16 protein-coding genes and 1 pseudogene are annotated in these 19,826 nt (G+C 29.1%); 1 reads left to right on the plus strand and 16 read right to left on the minus strand.

The window, feature by feature from the left end; all coding sequences use genetic code 11:
- Window positions 1-50 precede the first annotated feature (50 nt).
- Entirely contained in the window at window positions 51-2,237 is a 2,187-nt protein-coding gene (locus ABCM86_RS09750; protein ID WP_343003926.1) for a DNA topoisomerase, read from the plus strand.
- Window positions 2,238-2,279: 42 nt separating this feature from the next.
- On the opposite strand, the gene ABCM86_RS09755 is transcribed toward ABCM86_RS09750, so the two are convergent.
- From ABCM86_RS09755 to ybeY, 16 genes and pseudogenes are all read right to left on the minus strand, one after another.
- The gene (locus ABCM86_RS09755) at window positions 2,280-2,663 is read right to left on the minus strand and encodes a MerR family transcriptional regulator (RefSeq protein ID WP_288712139.1); all 384 of its coding nucleotides are present in this window, start codon (window positions 2,661-2,663) and stop codon (window positions 2,280-2,282) included.
- A 65-nt stretch (window positions 2,664-2,728) separates the two neighbouring features.
- Window positions 2,729-3,765 (minus strand): annotated as a pseudogene (locus tag ABCM86_RS09760) (LarC family nickel insertion protein).
- 268 nt (window positions 3,766-4,033) lie between these two features.
- Window positions 4,034-5,209, minus strand: a complete 1,176-nt coding sequence (locus tag ABCM86_RS09765; RefSeq protein WP_295761402.1) for an aminotransferase class V-fold PLP-dependent enzyme — start codon at window positions 5,207-5,209, stop codon at window positions 4,034-4,036.
- Window positions 5,210-5,408: 199 nt separating this feature from the next.
- On the minus strand, window positions 5,409-6,260 hold the full coding sequence (locus ABCM86_RS09770; protein WP_195930251.1) for a DUF4085 family protein: 852 nt from the start codon (window positions 6,258-6,260) through the stop codon (window positions 5,409-5,411).
- A 251-nt stretch (window positions 6,261-6,511) separates the two neighbouring features.
- Window positions 6,512-9,142, minus strand: a complete 2,631-nt coding sequence (gene ppdK / locus ABCM86_RS09775; RefSeq protein ID WP_195930250.1) for a pyruvate, phosphate dikinase — start codon at window positions 9,140-9,142, stop codon at window positions 6,512-6,514.
- A gap of 108 nt (window positions 9,143-9,250) precedes the next feature.
- Window positions 9,251-10,093 carry a pyruvate, water dikinase regulatory protein gene (locus ABCM86_RS09780; protein WP_195930249.1) on the minus strand — a complete coding sequence of 281 codons (843 nt, stop codon included), beginning with the start codon at window positions 10,091-10,093 and terminating at the stop codon, window positions 9,251-9,253.
- A 13-nt stretch (window positions 10,094-10,106) separates the two neighbouring features.
- A complete protein-coding gene (locus ABCM86_RS09785) occupies window positions 10,107-10,742 on the minus strand; it encodes a helix-turn-helix transcriptional regulator (protein ID WP_195930248.1) in 636 nt (211 codons plus the stop codon).
- Between the two features lie 510 nt (window positions 10,743-11,252).
- The gene (gene glyS, locus ABCM86_RS09790; protein WP_195930247.1) at window positions 11,253-13,319 is read right to left on the minus strand and encodes a glycine--tRNA ligase subunit beta; all 2,067 of its coding nucleotides are present in this window, start codon (window positions 13,317-13,319) and stop codon (window positions 11,253-11,255) included.
- Window positions 13,319-14,197 carry a glycine--tRNA ligase subunit alpha gene (gene glyQ, locus ABCM86_RS09795; RefSeq protein WP_195930246.1) on the minus strand — a complete coding sequence of 293 codons (879 nt, stop codon included), beginning with the start codon at window positions 14,195-14,197 and terminating at the stop codon, window positions 13,319-13,321. Before glyQ ends, glyS begins: the two co-directional genes overlap by 1 nt.
- A gap of 307 nt (window positions 14,198-14,504) precedes the next feature.
- The gene (locus ABCM86_RS09800; RefSeq protein WP_295676034.1) at window positions 14,505-15,119 is read right to left on the minus strand and encodes a DUF4342 domain-containing protein; all 615 of its coding nucleotides are present in this window, start codon (window positions 15,117-15,119) and stop codon (window positions 14,505-14,507) included.
- A gap of 1 nt (window position 15,120) precedes the next feature.
- Complete coding sequence (gene recO / locus ABCM86_RS09805) at window positions 15,121-15,885, minus strand: DNA repair protein RecO (protein ID WP_295732992.1); 765 nt, start codon at window positions 15,883-15,885, stop codon at window positions 15,121-15,123.
- Window positions 15,851-16,006 carry a YqzL family protein gene (locus ABCM86_RS09810; RefSeq protein WP_295571534.1) on the minus strand — a complete coding sequence of 52 codons (156 nt, stop codon included), beginning with the start codon at window positions 16,004-16,006 and terminating at the stop codon, window positions 15,851-15,853. The genes recO and ABCM86_RS09810 overlap by 35 nt, the downstream gene beginning before the upstream one ends.
- Before the next feature lie 66 nt (window positions 16,007-16,072).
- Entirely contained in the window at window positions 16,073-17,461 is a 1,389-nt protein-coding gene (mgtE, locus tag ABCM86_RS09815) for a magnesium transporter (RefSeq protein WP_195931658.1), read from the minus strand.
- 11 nt (window positions 17,462-17,472) lie between these two features.
- Window positions 17,473-18,363: a GTPase Era gene (era, locus tag ABCM86_RS09820; RefSeq protein ID WP_195931659.1), complete on the minus strand. Its 891-nt coding sequence runs from the start codon at window positions 18,361-18,363 to the stop codon at window positions 17,473-17,475.
- 190 nt (window positions 18,364-18,553) lie between these two features.
- Window positions 18,554-19,276, minus strand: a complete 723-nt coding sequence (locus ABCM86_RS09825; RefSeq protein WP_195931660.1) for a diacylglycerol kinase — start codon at window positions 19,274-19,276, stop codon at window positions 18,554-18,556.
- 6 nt (window positions 19,277-19,282) lie between these two features.
- Window positions 19,283-19,744 (minus strand): rRNA maturation RNase YbeY, encoded by a 462-nt coding sequence (ybeY, locus tag ABCM86_RS09830; RefSeq protein ID WP_195931661.1) that lies wholly within the window; start codon window positions 19,742-19,744, stop codon window positions 19,283-19,285.
- Between the last annotated feature and the right edge of the window lie 82 nt (window positions 19,745-19,826).

A 19,826-nucleotide genomic window follows, 5' to 3' on the forward strand; every position in this document is an offset into this window, starting at 1 on the left:
TTAATTCTTTTTTGTGATAACATAAAGAGTATTTAAAAAGGAGGTTCCTTATGAAAGTAATACTTGCAGAAAAACCATCTGTCGCAAAAACTATCGCTTCTTTCTTAGGAGCTAAGACTAGAAGGGATGGCTATTTTGAAGGAAATGGATATATTGTAACATATGCATTTGGTCATCTAGTTTCTTTGTATGATATGAAAGATTATGACAAAGAAAAGTACTCTGGTTCTTGGAAAATGGCTAATTTCCCATTTATACCAGCAGATAAATTCAAATTCAAAGTAGATGATTCAAAACAAAAACAATTCAACATAATAAAAGAACTTTTAAATAGAGAGGATGTAGAATATGTAATAAATGCAACAGATAATGACCGCGAAGGAGAACTTATCGCATTTTTAATATTCTTACTTGCTAAAAATAAAAAACCTGTTAAGAGAATTCTAGTAAATGAATGGACACCACAAGATATAACTAGAGGACTTGAGAATTTAAAAGACGAAGAAGATATGAGAAATCTTCAAGCAGCTGGATATACTCGTCTTATTACAGACTGGCTTATAGGTATTAATTTTACATCAGTTGCAACATTAAAATATGGAAATGGAAAACTTTTAAATATCGGACGTGTTATTTTGCCTACTGTCAAACTTGTATATGATAGAGATATGGAGATTAAAAACTTCGTTCCTAAGACATATTTTGAAATTGAAGGTAATTTTAAATGCGCAAATGGTACATATAAAGGTAAATTAATAAAAGGTAAAGAAACAAAATTTGATACTGAAGAAGAAGCTATGGCTGTTATTGATAGCATTACTTCTAAAAATGGAGTTATATCATCTAAAAAAGTAACTAAATCTAAAGAATATGCTCCAAAATTATTCAGTTTGACTTCACTTCAAGGTCATATTACTTCTAAATACTCTCATTTCACATCAGATAAGGTTTTAAGCGTTTGTCAATCTCTTTATGAAGGGAAAGGTAAAGGTGGATATATCACATATCCTAGAACCGATTCTGTTTATTTAGAAGAGAGTTTAACTGATAAAGCTAGCCAAACATTAAATAGATTAAAAAGTGGTCTTCCTTATGAAGATAAAATCAAATTTGCAAAAACTAAGAGAGTTTTTGATTCATCAAAAGTGGATAGCCACAGTGCCATTATACCTACATATATAGTGCCTAACTCATTGACTCCTGATGAACAAATAGTTTATCAAGCTATCAAAGATAGATTTATTGCAAACTTTATGCCACCTGCTGAATATGAAAATACTGAAATAAAAACAGATGTCGACGATAGTGTTTTCTTAACTAAAGGTAAGGTATTAAAAGTTAAAGGTTATTTAGAAGTATATAATAAAGAACAGAAAAACGACCTTCTTCCTGCCATGGAAAAGGGCGAAAACGTAGAAGTTTTAGAAATTTTACCACTTAAGAAACAAACTACACCTCCTAAATCTTATACTGAAGATACTTTACTTAAAGCAATGAAAAATTGCGGTAAAAATGTCGATGATGAAGATTTAGTTTTAGCTGGATACTCTATAGGTACATCGGCAACTCGTGGTGATGTTCTTAAAAAAATAGCCCAAGTTGGATATGTTAATAAAAAAGGTAAATCATATTATATAACTGATTTAGGAATTAATTTAGTTGAAATCTTCCCTGTAAAAGACTTATTTGACGTCGATTATACAGGTAAGCTAGAAAAAAGTTTAAGTGATATTCAAAAGGGACAATTCTCTCGTAAAGAATATCTTCTTAATATAATGAATTTCATAGTTAAAAATGTAAATCTAATAAAATATGATGCTCCTAAAAAAATAAATACAGATGCTTATGTTTACGATCCTAAAACTAAAAAAGCTTTGTCAAAATCACAATTAGAAGCAAAAGCTACCAAAGCCGCCAAAGCTTCATCTAAAAAATCTAGTTCCAAAACTGATAACACATCACTTGGAAAATGTCCTGTATGTGGCTCAGATGTAGTTGAAACTGACAAAGGATTTTTATGTACAAATTATCAAACTTGTAAATACGGTATATTTAAAGACGATAAATACTTAGCTTTATATAAGAAAAAACCTAATAAAACAATGGTTAAATCAATTCTTAAAAAAGGTGAAGCAAAAGTAAAATCACTTACTGATAAAAACGGAAATAAATTTGATGCAATACTTACATATCAAAAAAATCAAAACGGATATTTCAGTTGGTTTATCAAAAGATAGAAAAATCTCCAAGCATTTTAAATGTTTGGAGATTTTTTTATATTAATATTCATTTCTTAATTCTTTTTCTTTTTTCATAATAACTTCATCATATTTATCAATTTTTCCATTTAAATATGATAACATTTGTTGTAATTCGTCAATTTTATCTTGAAGATGCTCTCTTTGTTCTAAAAGCAATTCTTTACGAACTCCAGCAGTATGTTCTCCTTCTTGTAAAAGAGTTACATATTCTATAAGTATTTCTATAGGCATCCCAGCATTTCTCATACATTTTATGAATTTTATCCATTTGCAGTTTAATTCTGTATAATCTCTGTTTCCACTTTTGTCACGATGTATTTTAGGTATTAATCCTATACGTTCGTAATATCTAAGTGTATCAGCTGAAATGTCTAGTAGTTTACTTACTTCGGCTATTTTCATGGTGATTTCTCCTTTCTTTGTATTATTCTATTTAACTATATTTTACAATATAATCAATACAATTTTTATACTTCTTGTCCCATTTTATATGCTTCATCCATTATAAACTGATAAATTTCTTGATACGATTTACCAGTTTTTTTGCATATTTCAACTATGCTATTATATTCTGGATAAATACGCTTTTCATCTTTTAAATCACATAGTTTTATTTGAACTTTGCCTAAAGGTGTATCTATATTTTTAATCTCTGTCTTTAGCATAGTCATTTCCATCTTTTGTTTGCGTATACCTATAGTTGTCGTCTCTTCAAATATAATTTGCTCAAATTTTTCAACATCTTCTTCTCTACAAATTACATTTAATTGGTAAGCTGACGGTTTTTCTTCATAAAAACAGGTATAAAATGAACGTCTTTTGCACCTTGGTTTAATAATTTTTCAACTATATAACCTAGAGCTTCCCCGCTACAATCATCTATATTGCTTTCTAATTTGTATATATTGTGATTTTTGTTTGAATTATCTTTTATTATCATAGCCCTTAAGATTCCTGCTTTTTCGTATTCTCTTTTTCCAGCACCTATACCTATTTTTTCTATTTTAAATTTATCCGGCAATTTTTTACTTGTCTTTATTGCTGCTACTTCGTGAAAATGCACATCTTCTATTGAAACACCATGAGCTTTAGCTTCAGCTTTTGCAAGTATTTCAAATATATTATTTGCTATTTTTTTAGCATTTTCTGTCATTTTTGCATGGTCTATTATATGCAAAATTTGTTTTAAATTTGTATGTTCATGGCTATGACTATGTTGATGTTCATCATGACTATCAGCTTTATTTTGTTCATCATTAGAATCAGTGTGGCCATGAAGATAATTCATATCATGATCATGGTTATCTTTGTCTAATATCACATCAAAGTCACATACATCTAAGCCACTTTTTAAAACCCTACTTATTTTTATTTTAAATCCATCTATAGATAAACTATTTAGTGCATATTCTAAAACCTTTTTATCTGCACCTAAATCTAATAATGCCCCTACTGTCATATCCCCACTGATTCCACTATAACATTCTAAATAAAGTTTATTCATATATTTCCTCCATTTAATACTCCATTTTACTTCCAAATCACATCTAAATTTTGAATTATTATTTTTACTTTTAAATTTTTTATCAATTATCTTTTCTCTAATAATAACTTATCACTTAAAGTTAACTCCAAGTCAAGTTATTATTTAAAAGTTTTTAATAAAATTTCACATAAGTAGAATTTATAAAAAATATGCTTGTCTTATAATACAATAAATAATGTATTTTAAAACAAGCATAACTTAAATTTTTATTTAATTTTAATATAATCTAAATAATATCTTCCCCTTGTCTTAAATCATCTAAAATAGTTTTTATAGCATCAATACATATATCTACTTCTTCTTTTGTATTAAAATGACTAAATGAGAATCTAACAGTTCCTTGAGGGAATGTATTTAATGTTTGATGTGCTCTTGGCGCACAATGCATTCCTACTCTAGTCATTATTTTATACTTACTACTTAAGTAGAATGAAACTATACTATTATCAAATCCTTCAAAATCGATTGATACAACTCCAAGTCTACCTTCTACAGTCTTTTTACCAGCAACTTTTGCACCTTCTATTTCTTTAACTTTATCTAAGAAGTATTTAGTTATTTCCATTTTTTCATTTCTCATATTATCTATTCCAGCTTCTTTTAAATAAACTAAAGCTTGGTGTAATCCTATTATTCCAGGTAAATTTAAAGTCCCACTTTCAAATCTATCTGGTAGGAAATCTGGCATTTCTTCTGAATCTGATAAACTTCCTGTCCCACCACTTATAATTGGATAGATTAATCCTTCTAATTTATCACTTGATATAAATCCACCAATACCTTGAGGTCCTAATAGACCTTTGTGTCCAGTAAATGCAAGAAAATCTATATTAGCTTTTTGCATGTCTATATTTAATATACCAGCAGTTTGGGCAGTATCGACAGCATAAACTAATCCTTTTTCTTTGCATAGAGCCCCTATTTCTTCTATTGGTATTATTGTTCCACATACGTTTGATGCATGTGTTGTTATGATAGCTTTTGTATTTTCTTTTATATATTTTCTAAAGTCATCAGCAGTTATACTTCCTTCTTCGTCACAAGGTACAACATCAAATTCTAATCCTAATTCCTTCATTTGAACAAGTGGTCTCATAACTGCATTATGTTCGACACTTGTTACAAGAACGTGATCATTTGGCTTTAAAAATCCTTTGATGAAGTAATTTAATGAGTAAGTTACACTAGGTGTAAAAACTACATTTTTTGAATCAGGAGCGTTAAATAAATCTTTTAACATTTCTCTTGTATCTAAAACAGCGCTACCTGCCTCATAAGCACCTTCATAACTTCCTCTATTTATATTAAAAGCACCATTTTCTATAAATTCTCCCATAGCTCGTCCTACATTTGGCGCCTTTGGGAAAGATGTACTTGAATTATCAAAATATATATCTTTCATTTTTTAACTCCTTTTTATTTACTGTTTCGTTTATATTTTTAAATATTTTTATATTAATATAAATCTTTTTAATATTTTATCTCCTAATACAATTATAAATTATAATCGACTAATTTCGCCACACTTACTAAAAATTAATAAAATGCCATTTTTTATAATATCTTAATTATTATAAAACTGACATTTTATTTTTAATCATCTATTCAAATGTTACATCGCTTGCTGTAAGCGTGATATAATTATATCCATTTTCACCATCAACAGCTATATGAAACTCATATCCTTTGTCGCATAAATACATTTCATCATAAACCCAATAACAACCTTCAACAAAGTTATTTTCTAATATCTCTGCATCTTTATATATTATTTTATTTATATTTGTAAATCCACCGCTATTATCTAATTCAAATACTATATCATTTCCTTCTTTTTTTATATCTAAAATTCTACAATCGTGGAAATTATAATTTTCTTTTATATTAGCTGGCACTTTATCACTTATACTATACCAGTGTTTATTATATTCATTGAATGCTTTTTCAAATCTTTTTTCACATTCTTGACTGTATTTTTCTACTAAATCCTTAACATTTTGCGTTGAAAGTCCAAGTGCTAGTACTCTTATATCCGCTACTTCATCTAGTATTTCTTTTGCTAAAGAAGTTTTTAAGTCTTCTATTTCACCTTGATGCATTTCTAAGAAATCTTTTGTAAGTTTCTCTTCATCATATTCTTCTACTTCATATTCTGCACTATCTTGTTCATTTTGTAAAAGCTCTTGTCTTAATTGTTCAAATTCTTCATCAGACATTATATCTCTAGCATTTACTATATTACCTTCATCGTCCATAAGTTGTATATCTTCCCAAGTTTCCGGTTCATATTCTATTTCTGATGCTTCCTTTTCAGCTTCTAAAAATTCATTTAATTTTTCATTATAAAGTTTTTTATAATAATCCTCTGATAATTGTTCTGCATTTGAATCAACATCTAAGTCTAAACAAATATCTTTATTTCCGTAATACCATTCTTTTGTAAGGTACTTCATATTTTTTCCTCCTAAAATCTTCGTATGTATTTAAAATTATAAATTATTTTACCTAAATTCATATAAAATCTCAACTCTTTTTAAAAATAAGCAACTCTTTCTTGTAAAATTTAAAATTTCATAAGAATTAAAAAATTCGCTTCGCTCATGTCGCCAACGCATCGAAGATTCCGTTGCTTAAGTTAAATAGGTTGAAAATTAAAAAAGCTACCTCATATTGAGATAGCTTTTTTTAAATTATTTACTAATAATTATTTTCTAGGATTTTTTATAGTCGCTCTTGCAGCAGCAAGTCTAGCTATTGGAACTCTATATGGTGAGCAAGATACATAGTTAAGTCCTGTATTGTAACAGAATTCTACTGAAGATGGTTCTCCACCATGTTCTCCACATATACCTAATTTGATATTGTCACCTTTTTCTCCTCTTGCTAATTTTGCAGCCATTTGAACTAATTTACCAACACCATCTTGGTCTAATACTTGGAATGGATCTTTTTCAAGTATTTCTCTATCAACATATTCACCTAAGAATTTACCTGCATCATCTCTTGAGTATCCAAATGTCATTTGAGTTAAGTCATTTGTACCGAAACTGAAGAAATCTGCTTCTTTTGCTATTTCATCAGCTATCAAGCAAGCTCTAGGTATTTCTATCATTGTACCAACAGTGTATTTAAGTTCTACACCAGCTTCTTTTATAATTTCTTCTGCTGTATCAACTATTATTTGTTTAACTGTTTTAAATTCGTTTATAGCACCAACAAGAGGTATCATTATTTCTGGTTCAACGTTTAAACCTTCTTTATTTACTGCTATAGCTGCATTTATTATTGCTTTAGTTTGCATTACAGCTATTTCTGGATATGTTACAGCAAGTCTACAACCTCTGTGACCTAACATTGGGTTGAACTCTGCTAATTCTTCACATCTTTTCTTAATTGCTATAGGTTGTATTCCCATATCTTTAGCTAGTTCTTCTATAGTTTCGTCGTCTTGTGGTAAGAATTCATGTAGTGGTGGATCTAATAGTCTTATATTAACTGGACGCTCACCCATAACTCTATAAATATCTTCAAAGTCTTTTTGTTGCATTGGAAGTAATGTTTCTAATGCTTTAACTCTTTCTTCTACAGTATTTGATAAAATCATTTTTCTAACTGCAGGTATTCTTTCTTCGTCGAAGAACATATGCTCAGTTCTACAAAGTCCTATACCTTCTGCTCCAAACTCAACAGCAGCTTTTGCATCTCTTGGATTGTCTGCATTAGTTCTAACTTGCATTTGTCTTATTTCATCGACCCAACTCATTAATTTTTCAAAGTTACCAGTCATATCTGCTGTAGCTTTGTTTACATTTCCTAAATAAACTACACCAGTAGATCCGTCTAAAGATATATAATCTCCTTCTTTAAGCACTAAATCGCCAACTTCTAAAGTTTTTGCAACTTCGCTTACTTTTATTTCTCCACAACCAGCTACACAGCATTTACCCATACCTCTGGCAACAACTGCAGCATGTGAAGTCATACCACCTCTTGCAGTAAGTATACCTTGAGCACTTACCATACCTTCGATATCTTCTGGAGAAGTTTCTTGTCTAACAAGTATTGTTTCTGTACCGTCTTTTGATGCTTCAACTACATCTTCAGCACTGAAGTATATTTTACCGCTAGCAGCTCCTGGAGATGCAGGAAGACCTTTTGCTAAAACTTCAGCTTCTTTTAAAGATTTATCTTCAAATTTTGGATGTAGTAATTGATCTAATTGGTTAGGTTCAATTCTCATTATTGCTTCTTCTTTTGTGATTAAACCTTCTTGTACTAAATCAACAGCTACATTTATAGCTGATTTTGCTGTTCTCTTACCATTTCTAGTTTGTAATAAGAACAGTTTTCCTCTTTCTATAGTAAACTCGATATCTTGCATATCTCTGTAATGTTTTTCTAATTTGTCTGCAGTTTCTACAAATTGTTTATATATATCTGGCATTATATTTTCTAGTGTTGCTATTTTTTGTGGTGTTCTTATACCCGCAACAACATCTTCACCTTGAGCATTTATTAAGTATTCACCTAATAATTTATTTTCTCCTGTAGCAGGGTCTCTTGTAAATGCAACACCTGTACCACTATTGTCACCCATATTACCAAATACCATTGATTGTACGTTTACTGCTGTTCCTAAATTATTAGGTATATCATTTAATTTTCTATATACTATTGCACGAGGGTTGTTCCAAGATCTAAATACTGCCTCAACAGCTAACATTAATTGTTTTTTAGGTTCTTGTGGGAAGTCTTCTTTTACCTCTTTTTTGTATATAGCTTTAAATTCTTCAACTATTGCTTTTAAATGGTCTGTAGTTAATTCTGTATCAAATTTAAATCCATTTGTTTCTTTATATCTGTCTAATACGCTTTCAAATTTATATTTAGGCACTTCCATAGCAACATCAGAAAACATTTGTATAAATCTTCTATAACTATCGTATGCAAATCTTTCATTTTCAGTAGCTTTAGCAAGACCTACAACAGTATTATCATTTAAACCTAAGTTTAATATTGTATCCATCATACCTGGCATTGATATAACTGCACCTGAACGAACAGATACTAATAAAGGATTTTCTGTTGAACCTAATTCTTTACCTAATTCTGATTCTAATTGCGCTAATTTTGATTCTATTTGTTCTATTATTTCTGGTTTTATAGTTTTATTGCTAACATAGTAGTCATTACATGCTTCTGTTGAAATTGTAAATCCTGGAGGCACAGGTAATCCTATCTTAGTCATTTCAGCTAAATTAGCTCCTTTTCCTCCTAATAAAGATTTCATGTCTTTATTTCCTTCGTTGAAACTGTAAACATATTTAGTTTCCATTTTCTTTTCCTCCAATAACTTCTATTATTTTCTTTAGAAAAATTTTTATATTAAAGTCAATTTTAAAAATGCTATTAAAATCGGCTATTTAAACAATACTAATGATCTCTATGCGTCTTTATGTGTTTTTTTATGTATCCCTTTTTCTTTCATTATATCTAAAATATCACTTGCTGTTTCTTCAATTGCCTTATCAGATACATTTATAACTGGACAACCTATTTTTTTCATTACTTTTTCTGCATAATCAAGTTCTTCTAGTATTCTGTCAAACTTAGCATAATTTGCACTACTAGATAGTCCAAGAGCTTTTAATCTTGTTGTTCTAACTTGATTAAGCACTTCTGGTGAATTAGTAAGACCTATTATTTTTCTTGGATCTATTTCGTATACTTCTTTTGGTATCGGTATTTCTGGAACTAAAGGCACATTAGCTACTTTTATGTTTCTATTTGCTAAGTACATACTCAGCGGTGTTTTTGAAGTTCTTGATATACCTATTAAAACTAATTCAGCTTCTAATATACCTTTGTTTGGTTCTTTACCATCATCATACTTAACAGCGAATTCTATAGCTGCAATTCTTCTGAAGTAACTCTCGTCCATTTTTCTGATAATGCCCGCTTCCCCTTTTGGTGCCTTACCAGTTTTTTCAGATAATATTCTCAAGATATCTGTTAATAAATCTATTTTTAAGATACCATTTGCCTCACAGTAGTCACTTGCCATTTTTGCTAACTTAGGATTAACTAATGTATAAACAAACATTGCATTGCATCTTTTTGCGCTTTCTAATAATTCCATTAAAACTTCTTCAGTATTCACAAATGGATGTCTTCTTATATCATATTCATCTTCCGATAATCCAAATTGTGATATTGCAGCTCTAGAAACTTGTTGTGCTGTTTCTCCTATTGAATCTGAAACTGCATAAATTAGTAAATTATCCATCGGGTAATCCTCCTTATTCTCCAGCAATCTCTAAGAATAGTTTTGTTATATTTGTCTTTGAGATTCTGCCTATTACCTTCATTGTGTGGTTATCTTTATCAGTATCTACAACTGGTATAGAATCTATTTCATGTTCAATAATTTTTCTAGCTGCTAATACTATACTGTCTTCTCTTTCAACTGTCACAACATTAGGCGTTCTAGTCATAACCATTCCTATTGGCATTTTATTGATATCAAGACCCCCAATTGTTGCTTTTAATAAATCTTTACGTGAAACTACTCCACATAAATTTTCTTGGTCATCTATAATAAATATACTTCCTACATCAGATAAAAACATCTCTACTATTACATCGTATAAACTTACATCTTTTTTTACTACTACAGGCATTCCCATCATATCTTCAACTTTTTTTTCTTTTATGTCATTTCCTAATAAATTAATTTGGCTGACACCTGTATAAAAATATCCAACTTTTGGTCTTGCATCTAATATTCCTGTCATTGTTAAAATAGCTAAGTCTGATCTTAGTGTCGCCCTAGTAACGTTTAACATTGATGCTATATTTTCACTCGTTATAGGTTGATTTTCTTTTACTATTTCTATTATTTTTTGTTGTCTTTGATTAAGTTGAATTATAATCACCTTCTTTCAATACGCTATACTTTTTGCCATCTTTTTCCTATATAGTATATTATAGAACTCTATTTGCTATTCTGTAAACACTTTTTTTATTTAGTGTGTCCTATTTTCCATATTTTATATAAATGCTATATGTTATTTATGATAATTATTAAACATAATTAATTTACTTTTTTATTTTTCTAATTATTTCTACATTTATGTTGTATACTTTTAGATAAAATTTACACACACTTATATATCTTATTATTTCATTATACTATATAATATATATTTTGGAATATATATATTAATTAAATACATACTAAATCAATTTTTTTTATATAAAAAGAGAATTTATTTTCATTTATAGTAGATAAATGTTTATTTTTGTTGATAATTATTATTACTAATTTCCGAAAAAAAACAAGCATATAGGTTTACTCATGTTTAATAAAAGTTTGCCTATATGCCTATTTTATTTTTAAGGTTATATTTAATAATTACATATACAGTGTTTTATAAGTATTATCTTTATTTATAAACTATTTTAGATAAATCACATATAGTTAACATTGTATCGTATATTTGTTTTAATAATCCTAATCTATTTTCTTTAACAGCTTCGTCTTTGTCCATTATCATTACATTGTCGAATAGATTATCTACAAGTGGTTTTATTGAAGCAAAAGCATCTAAAGCTTTGTTGTATTCTTTATTAGCTAAGAATCCTTCAACTTGTGCTTTTATTTCTTTAAATCCAGCATTTAATTTAATTTCTGCATCTTCTTTTAATAGAGATTCTTCAACTCTATCAGATTCAGCTTTTTGAGCTAAAGTAGAAACTCTGTTAAATGCAGTTAACATTTCAACTAATTCTTCTTTTTGAAGCCAGTTATTTAATTCAACTGCTCTTGTATGTATATCAGATATACTGTTTAAATTAGAGCTTAATACTGCATCTATTACATCATATCTTATACCTAAATCTTTAAATAAGTTTTTGATTCTTTCTATGAAGAAGTCCATTATTTGAGAAGTAACTTCAGCTTTATCGAAAGCTAAGTGACTGTAGTTATCAAGAGCATCACTTATTAATTGTTCTAAGTTTATGTCTAGTTTTTGGTCTAATAATATACTTAATATACCTAAAGCTTGACGTCTTAAAGCATAAGGGTCTTGAGAACCTGATGGTTTTATTCCTATTGCAAAGAATCCTGCTATAGAATCTAATTTATCAGCTATAGATAATGCTATACCAGCTTTAGTTTGTGGAAGTATATCTCCAGCAAATCTTGGTAAGTAGTGTTCAAATATAGCTTGTGCTACATCGTCATTTTCACCACTAACTTTAGCATATTCACGTCCCATTACACCTTGAAGTTCAGTAAACTCGAATACCATATTAGTTACTAAGTCTGCTTTACATAATTTAGCTGCTCTTAAAGTGTCATTTAATGCTTCTTTTTCATCAAGATTGTTTATTATATCTGATGCTAATTTTTCTATTCTTAAAGTTTTGTCATATACTGTTCCTAATTTAGCTTGGAATACAACAGTTTTTAAATTTTCTACAAATGATTCAAGAGGCTTTTTGATATCTTCATCATAGAAGAATAAAGCATCTGCAAGTCTAGCTTCTAAAACTTTTTCGTTACCTGCTTTAACTGTTTCTATTCCGTTTTTGTCACCATTTCTAACAGCTATAAAGTATGGTAATAATTTACCGTCTTTAGAAACAGGGAAATATCTTTGGTGCTCTTTCATAGGAGTTGTTACAACTTCTTTTGGAAGTTTTACATAATCTGCGTTGAACTCTCCATAAAATGCAGTTGGATATTCTACTAAATAAGTTATTTCTTCTAATAAATCGTCTTCTATCTCAACTTCTCCACCTAAAGATTTTGCTACTTCTTCAGCTTGTGCTTTTATAGCTTCTTTTCTTACATTTTGGTCTAAAACTACAGAGTTTTTACTTAATTGTTTGAAGTAGTCTTCTATTGAGAAAACTTCTATTTGGTTTCTTCCTAAGAATCTATGGCCTCTAGTTATATTAGATGCTACTATTCCCTCTAAGTTTATTGGTAATACTTCATCGTTTAATAAAGCAACCATCCATCTTATTGGTCTAGCAAATCTCATGTTTTTTCCACCCCAACGCATAGCTTTTGGGAATGTAACACCTTTTATAGCAGCTGGAACTATTTCTTTTAAAACTTCAGAAGTCGCTTGTCCTTCTTGTTTTAAAGTGCCGAATAAGTATTCATCTTTTCCAACTTGCTTGAAGTATACGTTAGCTTCGTCTAATCCTTTACTTTTCATAAATCCTAAAGCAGGTTTTGTAAAGTTTCCATCAGCATCTACTGATATCTTTTTAGATGGTCCTTTTAATTCTTCTTCAAGATCGCTTTGTTTGTCACATATATTGTTTATAACAAAAGTAAGTCTTCTTGGAGTTCCATATTTCTCTATATTTTCAAATTCAACTCTATTTTCTTTTAATGATTTTTCTAAGTTTTCTTTTATTTGTGTTAATGTAGATTCAACAAATCTTGATGGTAATTCTTCTACACCAACTTCTAGTAAAAAGTAATTTTTCATTATTTTTCACCTTCCTTTATAAGAGGGTATCCCATTTCTTTTCTTTGATCAACATAAAGTTGTGAAACAGCTTTTGCCATATCTCTAACTCTTCCTATAAATGAAGCTCTTTGACTTACCCCTATAGCTCCATTTGCATCTAATGTATTAAATGCATGTGAACATTTTAAAACATAATCATACGCTGGTATAACTAATCCTTTATCTAATATTCTTAATGCTTCTTTTTCATATATATCAAATAAATTGAATAACATTTCTGAATCACATTCTTCAAATGCATACATTGTGTTTTCAAATTCTTGTTTTTTGAATACATCGCCGTAAGTTATTTTGTCATTCCATTTTAAATCGTATACGCTATCTACATCTTGTATATACATAGCAAGTCTTTCTAAACCATATGTAATTTCACCAGTTTCTAATTCACATTCTATACCACCAACTTGTTGGAAATAAGTGAACTGAGTAACTTCCATACCATCTAGCCAAACTTCCCATCCAAGTCCCCAAGCACCAACAGTTGTTGATTCCCAGTTATCTTCAACGAATCTTATATCGTGTTCTAATGGATTTATTCCTATAGCTTCTAAACTTTTTAAATATAAATCTTGTATATCATCTGGTGATGGTTTTAATATAACTTGGAATTGGTGATGTTGATATAATCTGTTTGGATTTTCACCATATCTACCGTCTGCAGGTCTTCTACATGGCTCAACATAACACACGCTCCATGGTTCTGGTCCTAAAGAACGTAAAAGTGTGTTAGGATTCATAGTTCCTGCACCTTTTTCAACATCATAAGGTTGCATCATGATACATCCTTGCTTAGCCCAATAGCTTTGTAAAGCAAGTATCATTTCTTGAAAATTCATAATAATACCTCCTGTAATATTTTCTAATATATTATGAAAATTATTTATTTTATTTAATAATATTAAAGCCTCTCGCTTACACGAAAGGCTTTAAAGTACTTCGTTAATACGATTAGGATAACAAAAGTGCTTTAATTTGTCAATATTGTTGCCCTATCTACTATTATAAGCCAAATTGTATTTTTTTTTACCATAAAATAAACTTTATTTAATATATAAAATTTAATATACAAAAAATTAAGGTAGAGATAAAAATTATCCTACCTAAAATTTTTAATATATAGATGTATTTTTAGTTTATTTTAAATTATTGTTGATTATTGTTGTCGTCTTTTACGTCGTATGATTTTTTATCTAAACTTATTACTATTTCATCATCTTGTTTTTTCATTTCATCATTAGGATAAGTGTTTGATTCTTTATTTTTGTCCATAGCTTCTTTTACGTCTTTTGCTTTATTAGATACCATGTCTTTTATAGTGTTGAATTTTTCTTCACTAAATTCTCCTAAATCGATAACAGTATCTCCATCTTCATTAGCTATTTTGATTTTGCATTTTGAAAGTACTGCAGCTGATAATCCAACTAAAGTAAGCATTGGTCCTATTATAACACCTACTACACCTACAGTAAGTGGTATATTTAACATAGTTTCTCCTTTTCTTTCGATGATTAATCTAACAACATTACTTTTCTTTATTAGGTCTAAAACTTGTTCTTTTAGTTCGTCTGTAGTTTTCCCAAAGATTTCTGTAGTTTTCTTTGAAGATCCTTTTAAATCACTGTAGTTTGATTCTAAGTATATAATAGCTTCAACTACATTTCCGTCAGTTTTTTGTAATGCTTCTTTAGCTTGTTTATAAGTTGCCTTTGGCAATCTAGCCAATACTTTATCTATGGCTTCTATTGTTACTTGACTCATATTATTCAGCTCCCTTTTTATTTTCTATGCTCTCTATTAAGTTTAATGACTTAAACCCTCTGTTGTCAATATATTGATTTAAATACCTTTTCAATAGTACATCCAATTCTTTTACTATATATTTTGATACTTTTGCTTTATTACATGTCAAAATGTCATTATTTAATATATATTCCATTAGTCTAATAGTTGTTAAATCTATTTTCATATTGTAGTCAAAAAGTTCTCTACAATTTTTGCAGATAACTCCTCCTTCATATATATTAAATACACTATTATTTAGATTTTTATTACCACAATTACTACATCTATTAACTACAGGTCTAAACCCTATATAATCTAAAAACTTTAATTCAAATACATCTTTTATATATATCATGTCTATTTCTTCTTTAGCAAATAGATATAAAGTCTGTGCTAATAAAATAAATAATCTGTTGTTAGTTATCTCGTCTTCTAAATTATAGTCAATAAGTTGAATAATATACGTAGCATATGAAAAAGCATCTAAATTATAAGATATTTCATAAAAACTCTTTATTATTTCAGTTTGAGTTACGCTATACATACTTCCTTGCTTTTTTAAAGTAAAGGTTGAATATGCAAAAACTTGACAAGATGATAAAAGGGCACTTTTAGTCCTTCTCGCACCTTTTGCTATTGCAGATATTTTGCCAAGCTTTCGTGTAAATATAGTTAATATTAAATCATTTTCCTTATATTTTACAGCCCTAAGGACTATTCCTTGGGTGTTTACAATCACCATTATTATTCAACGTCTCCCTTTTCTCGAATTTTTGTTTATTTAAAATTCGATAGTCATATAAATATAGATATGCTTCTATACTTCCAGTTTTTTTAAAAACTTCCCAAAGTAATTTATACATCTAAAAAACCCCCTTCTTACATTTTATTCGTAGTTTTTGTAAGAAGAGGTTAAAAAATTCATCTATTTAAGAAACAATTTTTGACAAAAATATTGTCGTAATTATGAAAAATAACACTACGCCTATCATATCTAATAAAACAGATATAAGAGGTGAAGATATTATAGATATGTCTCCTGATAAATGTTTTAGCATAAGTGGTGTAAAGCTACCTATCATAGAGCCTACAACCATATTTATTAATACACAAATAGCTATTACTACAGCCATATTTAAATTATCTAAGATTAAATAAGCCATTATTCCGATTATAATGGAACATAATAATCCTGTTATCAATCCAACAGCACCTTCTTTTAGTACTGTTTTAAAATCTATATTTTCCTCATTATTGGATAAAGTCATTATTGTAAGTGATGAAGCCTGCATTCCAACACTTCCACCCATACCTAAAATTACAGGTACAAAGCATAGAAATTTAACATAAGTTAACCCTTCTACAAAAGTAGTTTTAGTTAATATGATAGCAGTGAATAATCCCCCTATTAATATTAATATTAACCAAGGAATTCTAGCTCTTACTGATGATGCTATTTGCTCTAACATAGTTGAATTTGGTTTTTCTGCGACATCTCTTTCATGTTCAGAAGACCCAGCCAATTTATATAAATCCTCTGTTGCTTCTTCCTCCATAACGTCTATTATATCATCGACAGTTATTATACCTTTTAGAACATTTTCTCTATCTACAACAGGTATAGCTATTAAATCGTATTTTGATACTAATTTTACTGCTAATTCTCTATCGTCGTCATCGTATACTGAGATAATATTTTCACTCATTAAATCTCCAACAACAACAGAATCTCTAGCTGTTATAAGCTCTCTAAGAGATAATACACCTACTAATTTTTCATCATTATCGACAACGTATATGTAGTAAATAGTCTCAGCATCTTCTGCATTTTGTCTCATATGGTCTATAGCTTCTTTTGCTGTCATATTTTCGTTGACTTCGATATAACCAGTAGTCATTATTCCACCAGTTGATTCTTCTTCATATCCAAGAAGTTTTTTAACGTCTTCGGCGTCTTCTTTATTTAATAGATTTATTATTCTTTGTCTTTCATCTTCGTCTAATTCGCTTAATATATCTGTTAAGTCATCAAGAGACATCTGTTCTAATATGTTTCTTCCATGTTGTACGTCTATTAACGAAAGCATTGTTCTAAAAAAGTCTGATCCGCTTTCCTCTAGTATTGATGCTGATACATCAATTGGTAAAACCTCAAAAAGCTTTACTTTCATTTCTTCATCTAAGTTTTCCATTACATCTAGTATATCCATTGTGTGATATTCTTCTAATAGTTCCCTTAGTTCCAATACTTTATTGTTTTCTAATAAATCATTCACCTGTTCTAACAACAGTCTAGAATCATCATTTTTCCTATCCATATAATCCACCTTTATTTATCATTATATCCAAAATCACTGATGTAATTTTGTAGATTTCTCCAGTTCTCTTTTACTTTTACCCATAATTGGAGATTTATTTTTGAACCTAATAAAAGCTCCATGTCTTCTCTTGCTGATTTTCCTATACCTTTTAATTTTCTACCGTTTTTCCCTATTATGATACCTTTGTGAGAGTCTCTTTCACAGTATATAACAGCTGATATATCTACTATATCTTTGTCATTTCTTGATTTCATTCTCTCAACTTCTACAGCAACTCCATGAGGTACTTCATCATTTAAGTAGTGTAATACTTTTTCTCTTATTAATTCTGAAACAAGTACTCTTTCTGGTTGGTCTGTTATCATATAATCTGGGAAGTATTTTGGACCTTCTTCAAGATACTTTCCTATAACTTTTAATAGTTCATTTACATTTCTTCCTTTAAGAGCTGATATTGGAACTATTTCTTTGAATACTTCTTCTTTTGAATATAAATGCATTAATTCAAATAACTCAGCTTCTTCTAGTTTGTCTATTTTGTTTAAAACTAATATAACTGGAGTTTTTATTCCTTTTAAGTCTTCGATTATTTTTCTATCTCCAGGCCCGATTTTTTTAGAATCATCTACTACGAATAATACTAAATCAACATTTTTAAATGCATCTGTTGCTGATTTTACCATGAACTCGCCTAGTTTATTTTTTGGTTTGTGTATACCTGGTGTATCCAAAAATACAATTTGGCAATCTTCATCAGTGTACACAGCTTGAATTGTGTTTCTTGTAGTTTGAGGTTTGTCACTCATTATAGCTATTTTTTCCCCTACTACGTTATTCATTAATGTTGATTTCCCTACGTTTGGTCTACCTACTATACTAACAAATCCTGATTTGAACATTTACATTTTCTCCTAACTTTCTGTCTTTTACTAATTTTGTTTATTTTGTCATTGCTTAAAAGTCACCCTTAGCAAAATAATTATGGTAATCATTTTTCGATATTAATCTTATTCATATTCTTACCATAATACTATATTATAACACAAAGATATAATTTAACTATTATCTATTTGCTTTAATTAAATTTTTTTAATAAAAATTAAATATCTTAATTTGGAAGACGAGCATTGCTACTAATATTCCGAGCAATGCTCCCGCTATAGTCTCCCAAAATGTATGTATTTTACCTTCTATACGGCTTTGTGCTACTAACACAGCCATTATATATCCTAAAGCTGCTACAATTGGATTTTCTATAATCATTGTTATAGATGTTGCAAGTGCAAATGCAAGTGCCGCATGACCACTTGGCATTCCACCTTGAAGCGGTGTACCCGTAGCTGTAAGCGCCTTTACTACAACTACAGAAATTAAAACTAATACTATGCATATTAAAGTTACATGCGGATCTGATTTTCTGATTGAAACTATTACTGACTGAGATAAATGCATAAATTTATCATAAAAAATCAAATATCCCACTGCCACCGCATTTAATGATGCAATTAAAACTCCACCTGCTGCTACATCCTTTGCGATTTTTGCCAATGGATGAATTTCATTTGTAGTTAAATCTACTGCATTTTCTACAGCTGTATTAAACATTTCTGATACGATTACTAAACTTATTGATAGTAATAATATCATCATTTCTACTCTACTTAAATTTAGAAATAGACTTATTAAAAGTACTACTACTGCTATAACATAATGGATTTTCATATTTCTTTCGTGTTTAAATGTATATATAACACCTTCAATAGCTGCATTAAATGCCTTTATTATATTTTGGCGTGGTTTGTTTCTTTTCATAAAAACCTACTCCCTTGTTATTCCTAACTTGTTTAAAATATACTCTTCCTTTTGTCTCATTTCTTTTGTATTTTCTTCAGTATCGTGGTCATATCCTAATAAGTGGAACATACTGTGGCAAACTAAGAAGCATACTTCCCTTTCAAAGCTATGGTTGTACTCTTGACTTTGCTCAAACGCTCTTTCTAATGATATTACTATATCTCCTAGAGATTCTTCTCCAAAATCTATACCAAATTCATCTTCTACTAAAAGAGGGAATGATAATACGTCTGTCGCTCTGTCTATTCCTCTATATTCATTATTTAATTGATGTATTTCTTTATTATCTACAAAAGATAAGCTTACTTCATAATTATCATCATAATCTTCATAATCTAAACATTCTAATATAATATCTTTTATTTTTTCTATTAATTCTTCGCTAACTTCTAATTTGTCTTGTCTATCGTCTATTATTAATTCCATAAATTCACCTACTATTTTAAATTTATCTTTCTATTTATTTTATATAGGAAATTATTTAATCCTATATTTGTTATTATCTTTA

The organism is Clostridium sp. 2218st1_F5_2218SCRN_220325, from assembly GCF_039062665.1.
Classification (GTDB): Bacteria; Bacillota; Clostridia; order Peptostreptococcales; family Peptostreptococcaceae; genus Intestinibacter.

What these genes read in the sequence shown, in the direction of transcription:
- ABCM86_RS09750 (WP_343003926.1), top strand. Translation starts at nt 51, where the DNA reads ATGAAAGTAATACTTGCAGAAAAACCATCTGTCGCAAAAACTATCGCT.
- ABCM86_RS09755 (WP_288712139.1), bottom strand. Translation starts at nt 2,663, where the DNA reads ATGAAAATAGCCGAAGTAAGTAAACTACTAGACATTTCAGCTGATACA.
- ABCM86_RS09765 (WP_295761402.1), bottom strand. Translation starts at nt 5,209, where the DNA reads ATGAAAGATATATATTTTGATAATTCAAGTACATCTTTCCCAAAGGCG.
- ABCM86_RS09770 (WP_195930251.1), bottom strand. Translation starts at nt 6,260, where the DNA reads ATGAAGTACCTTACAAAAGAATGGTATTACGGAAATAAAGATATTTGT.
- ppdK (WP_195930250.1), bottom strand. Translation starts at nt 9,142, where the DNA reads ATGGAAACTAAATATGTTTACAGTTTCAACGAAGGAAATAAAGACATG.
- ABCM86_RS09780 (WP_195930249.1), bottom strand. Translation starts at nt 10,093, where the DNA reads ATGGATAATTTACTAATTTATGCAGTTTCAGATTCAATAGGAGAAACA.
- glyS (WP_195930247.1), bottom strand. Translation starts at nt 13,319, where the DNA reads ATGAAAAATTACTTTTTACTAGAAGTTGGTGTAGAAGAATTACCATCA.
- glyQ (WP_195930246.1), bottom strand. Translation starts at nt 14,197, where the DNA reads ATGAATTTTCAAGAAATGATACTTGCTTTACAAAGCTATTGGGCTAAG.
- ABCM86_RS09800 (WP_295676034.1), bottom strand. Translation starts at nt 15,119, where the DNA reads ATGAGTCAAGTAACAATAGAAGCCATAGATAAAGTATTGGCTAGATTG.
- recO (WP_295732992.1), bottom strand. Translation starts at nt 15,885, where the DNA reads ATGGTGATTGTAAACACCCAAGGAATAGTCCTTAGGGCTGTAAAATAT.
- ABCM86_RS09810 (WP_295571534.1), bottom strand. Translation starts at nt 16,006, where the DNA reads ATGTATAAATTACTTTGGGAAGTTTTTAAAAAAACTGGAAGTATAGAA.
- mgtE (WP_195931658.1), bottom strand. Translation starts at nt 17,461, where the DNA reads ATGGATAGGAAAAATGATGATTCTAGACTGTTGTTAGAACAGGTGAAT.
- era (WP_195931659.1), bottom strand. Translation starts at nt 18,363, where the DNA reads ATGTTCAAATCAGGATTTGTTAGTATAGTAGGTAGACCAAACGTAGGG.
- ABCM86_RS09825 (WP_195931660.1), bottom strand. Translation starts at nt 19,276, where the DNA reads ATGAAAAGAAACAAACCACGCCAAAATATAATAAAGGCATTTAATGCA.
- ybeY (WP_195931661.1), bottom strand. Translation starts at nt 19,744, where the DNA reads ATGGAATTAATAATAGACGATAGACAAGACAAATTAGAAGTTAGCGAA.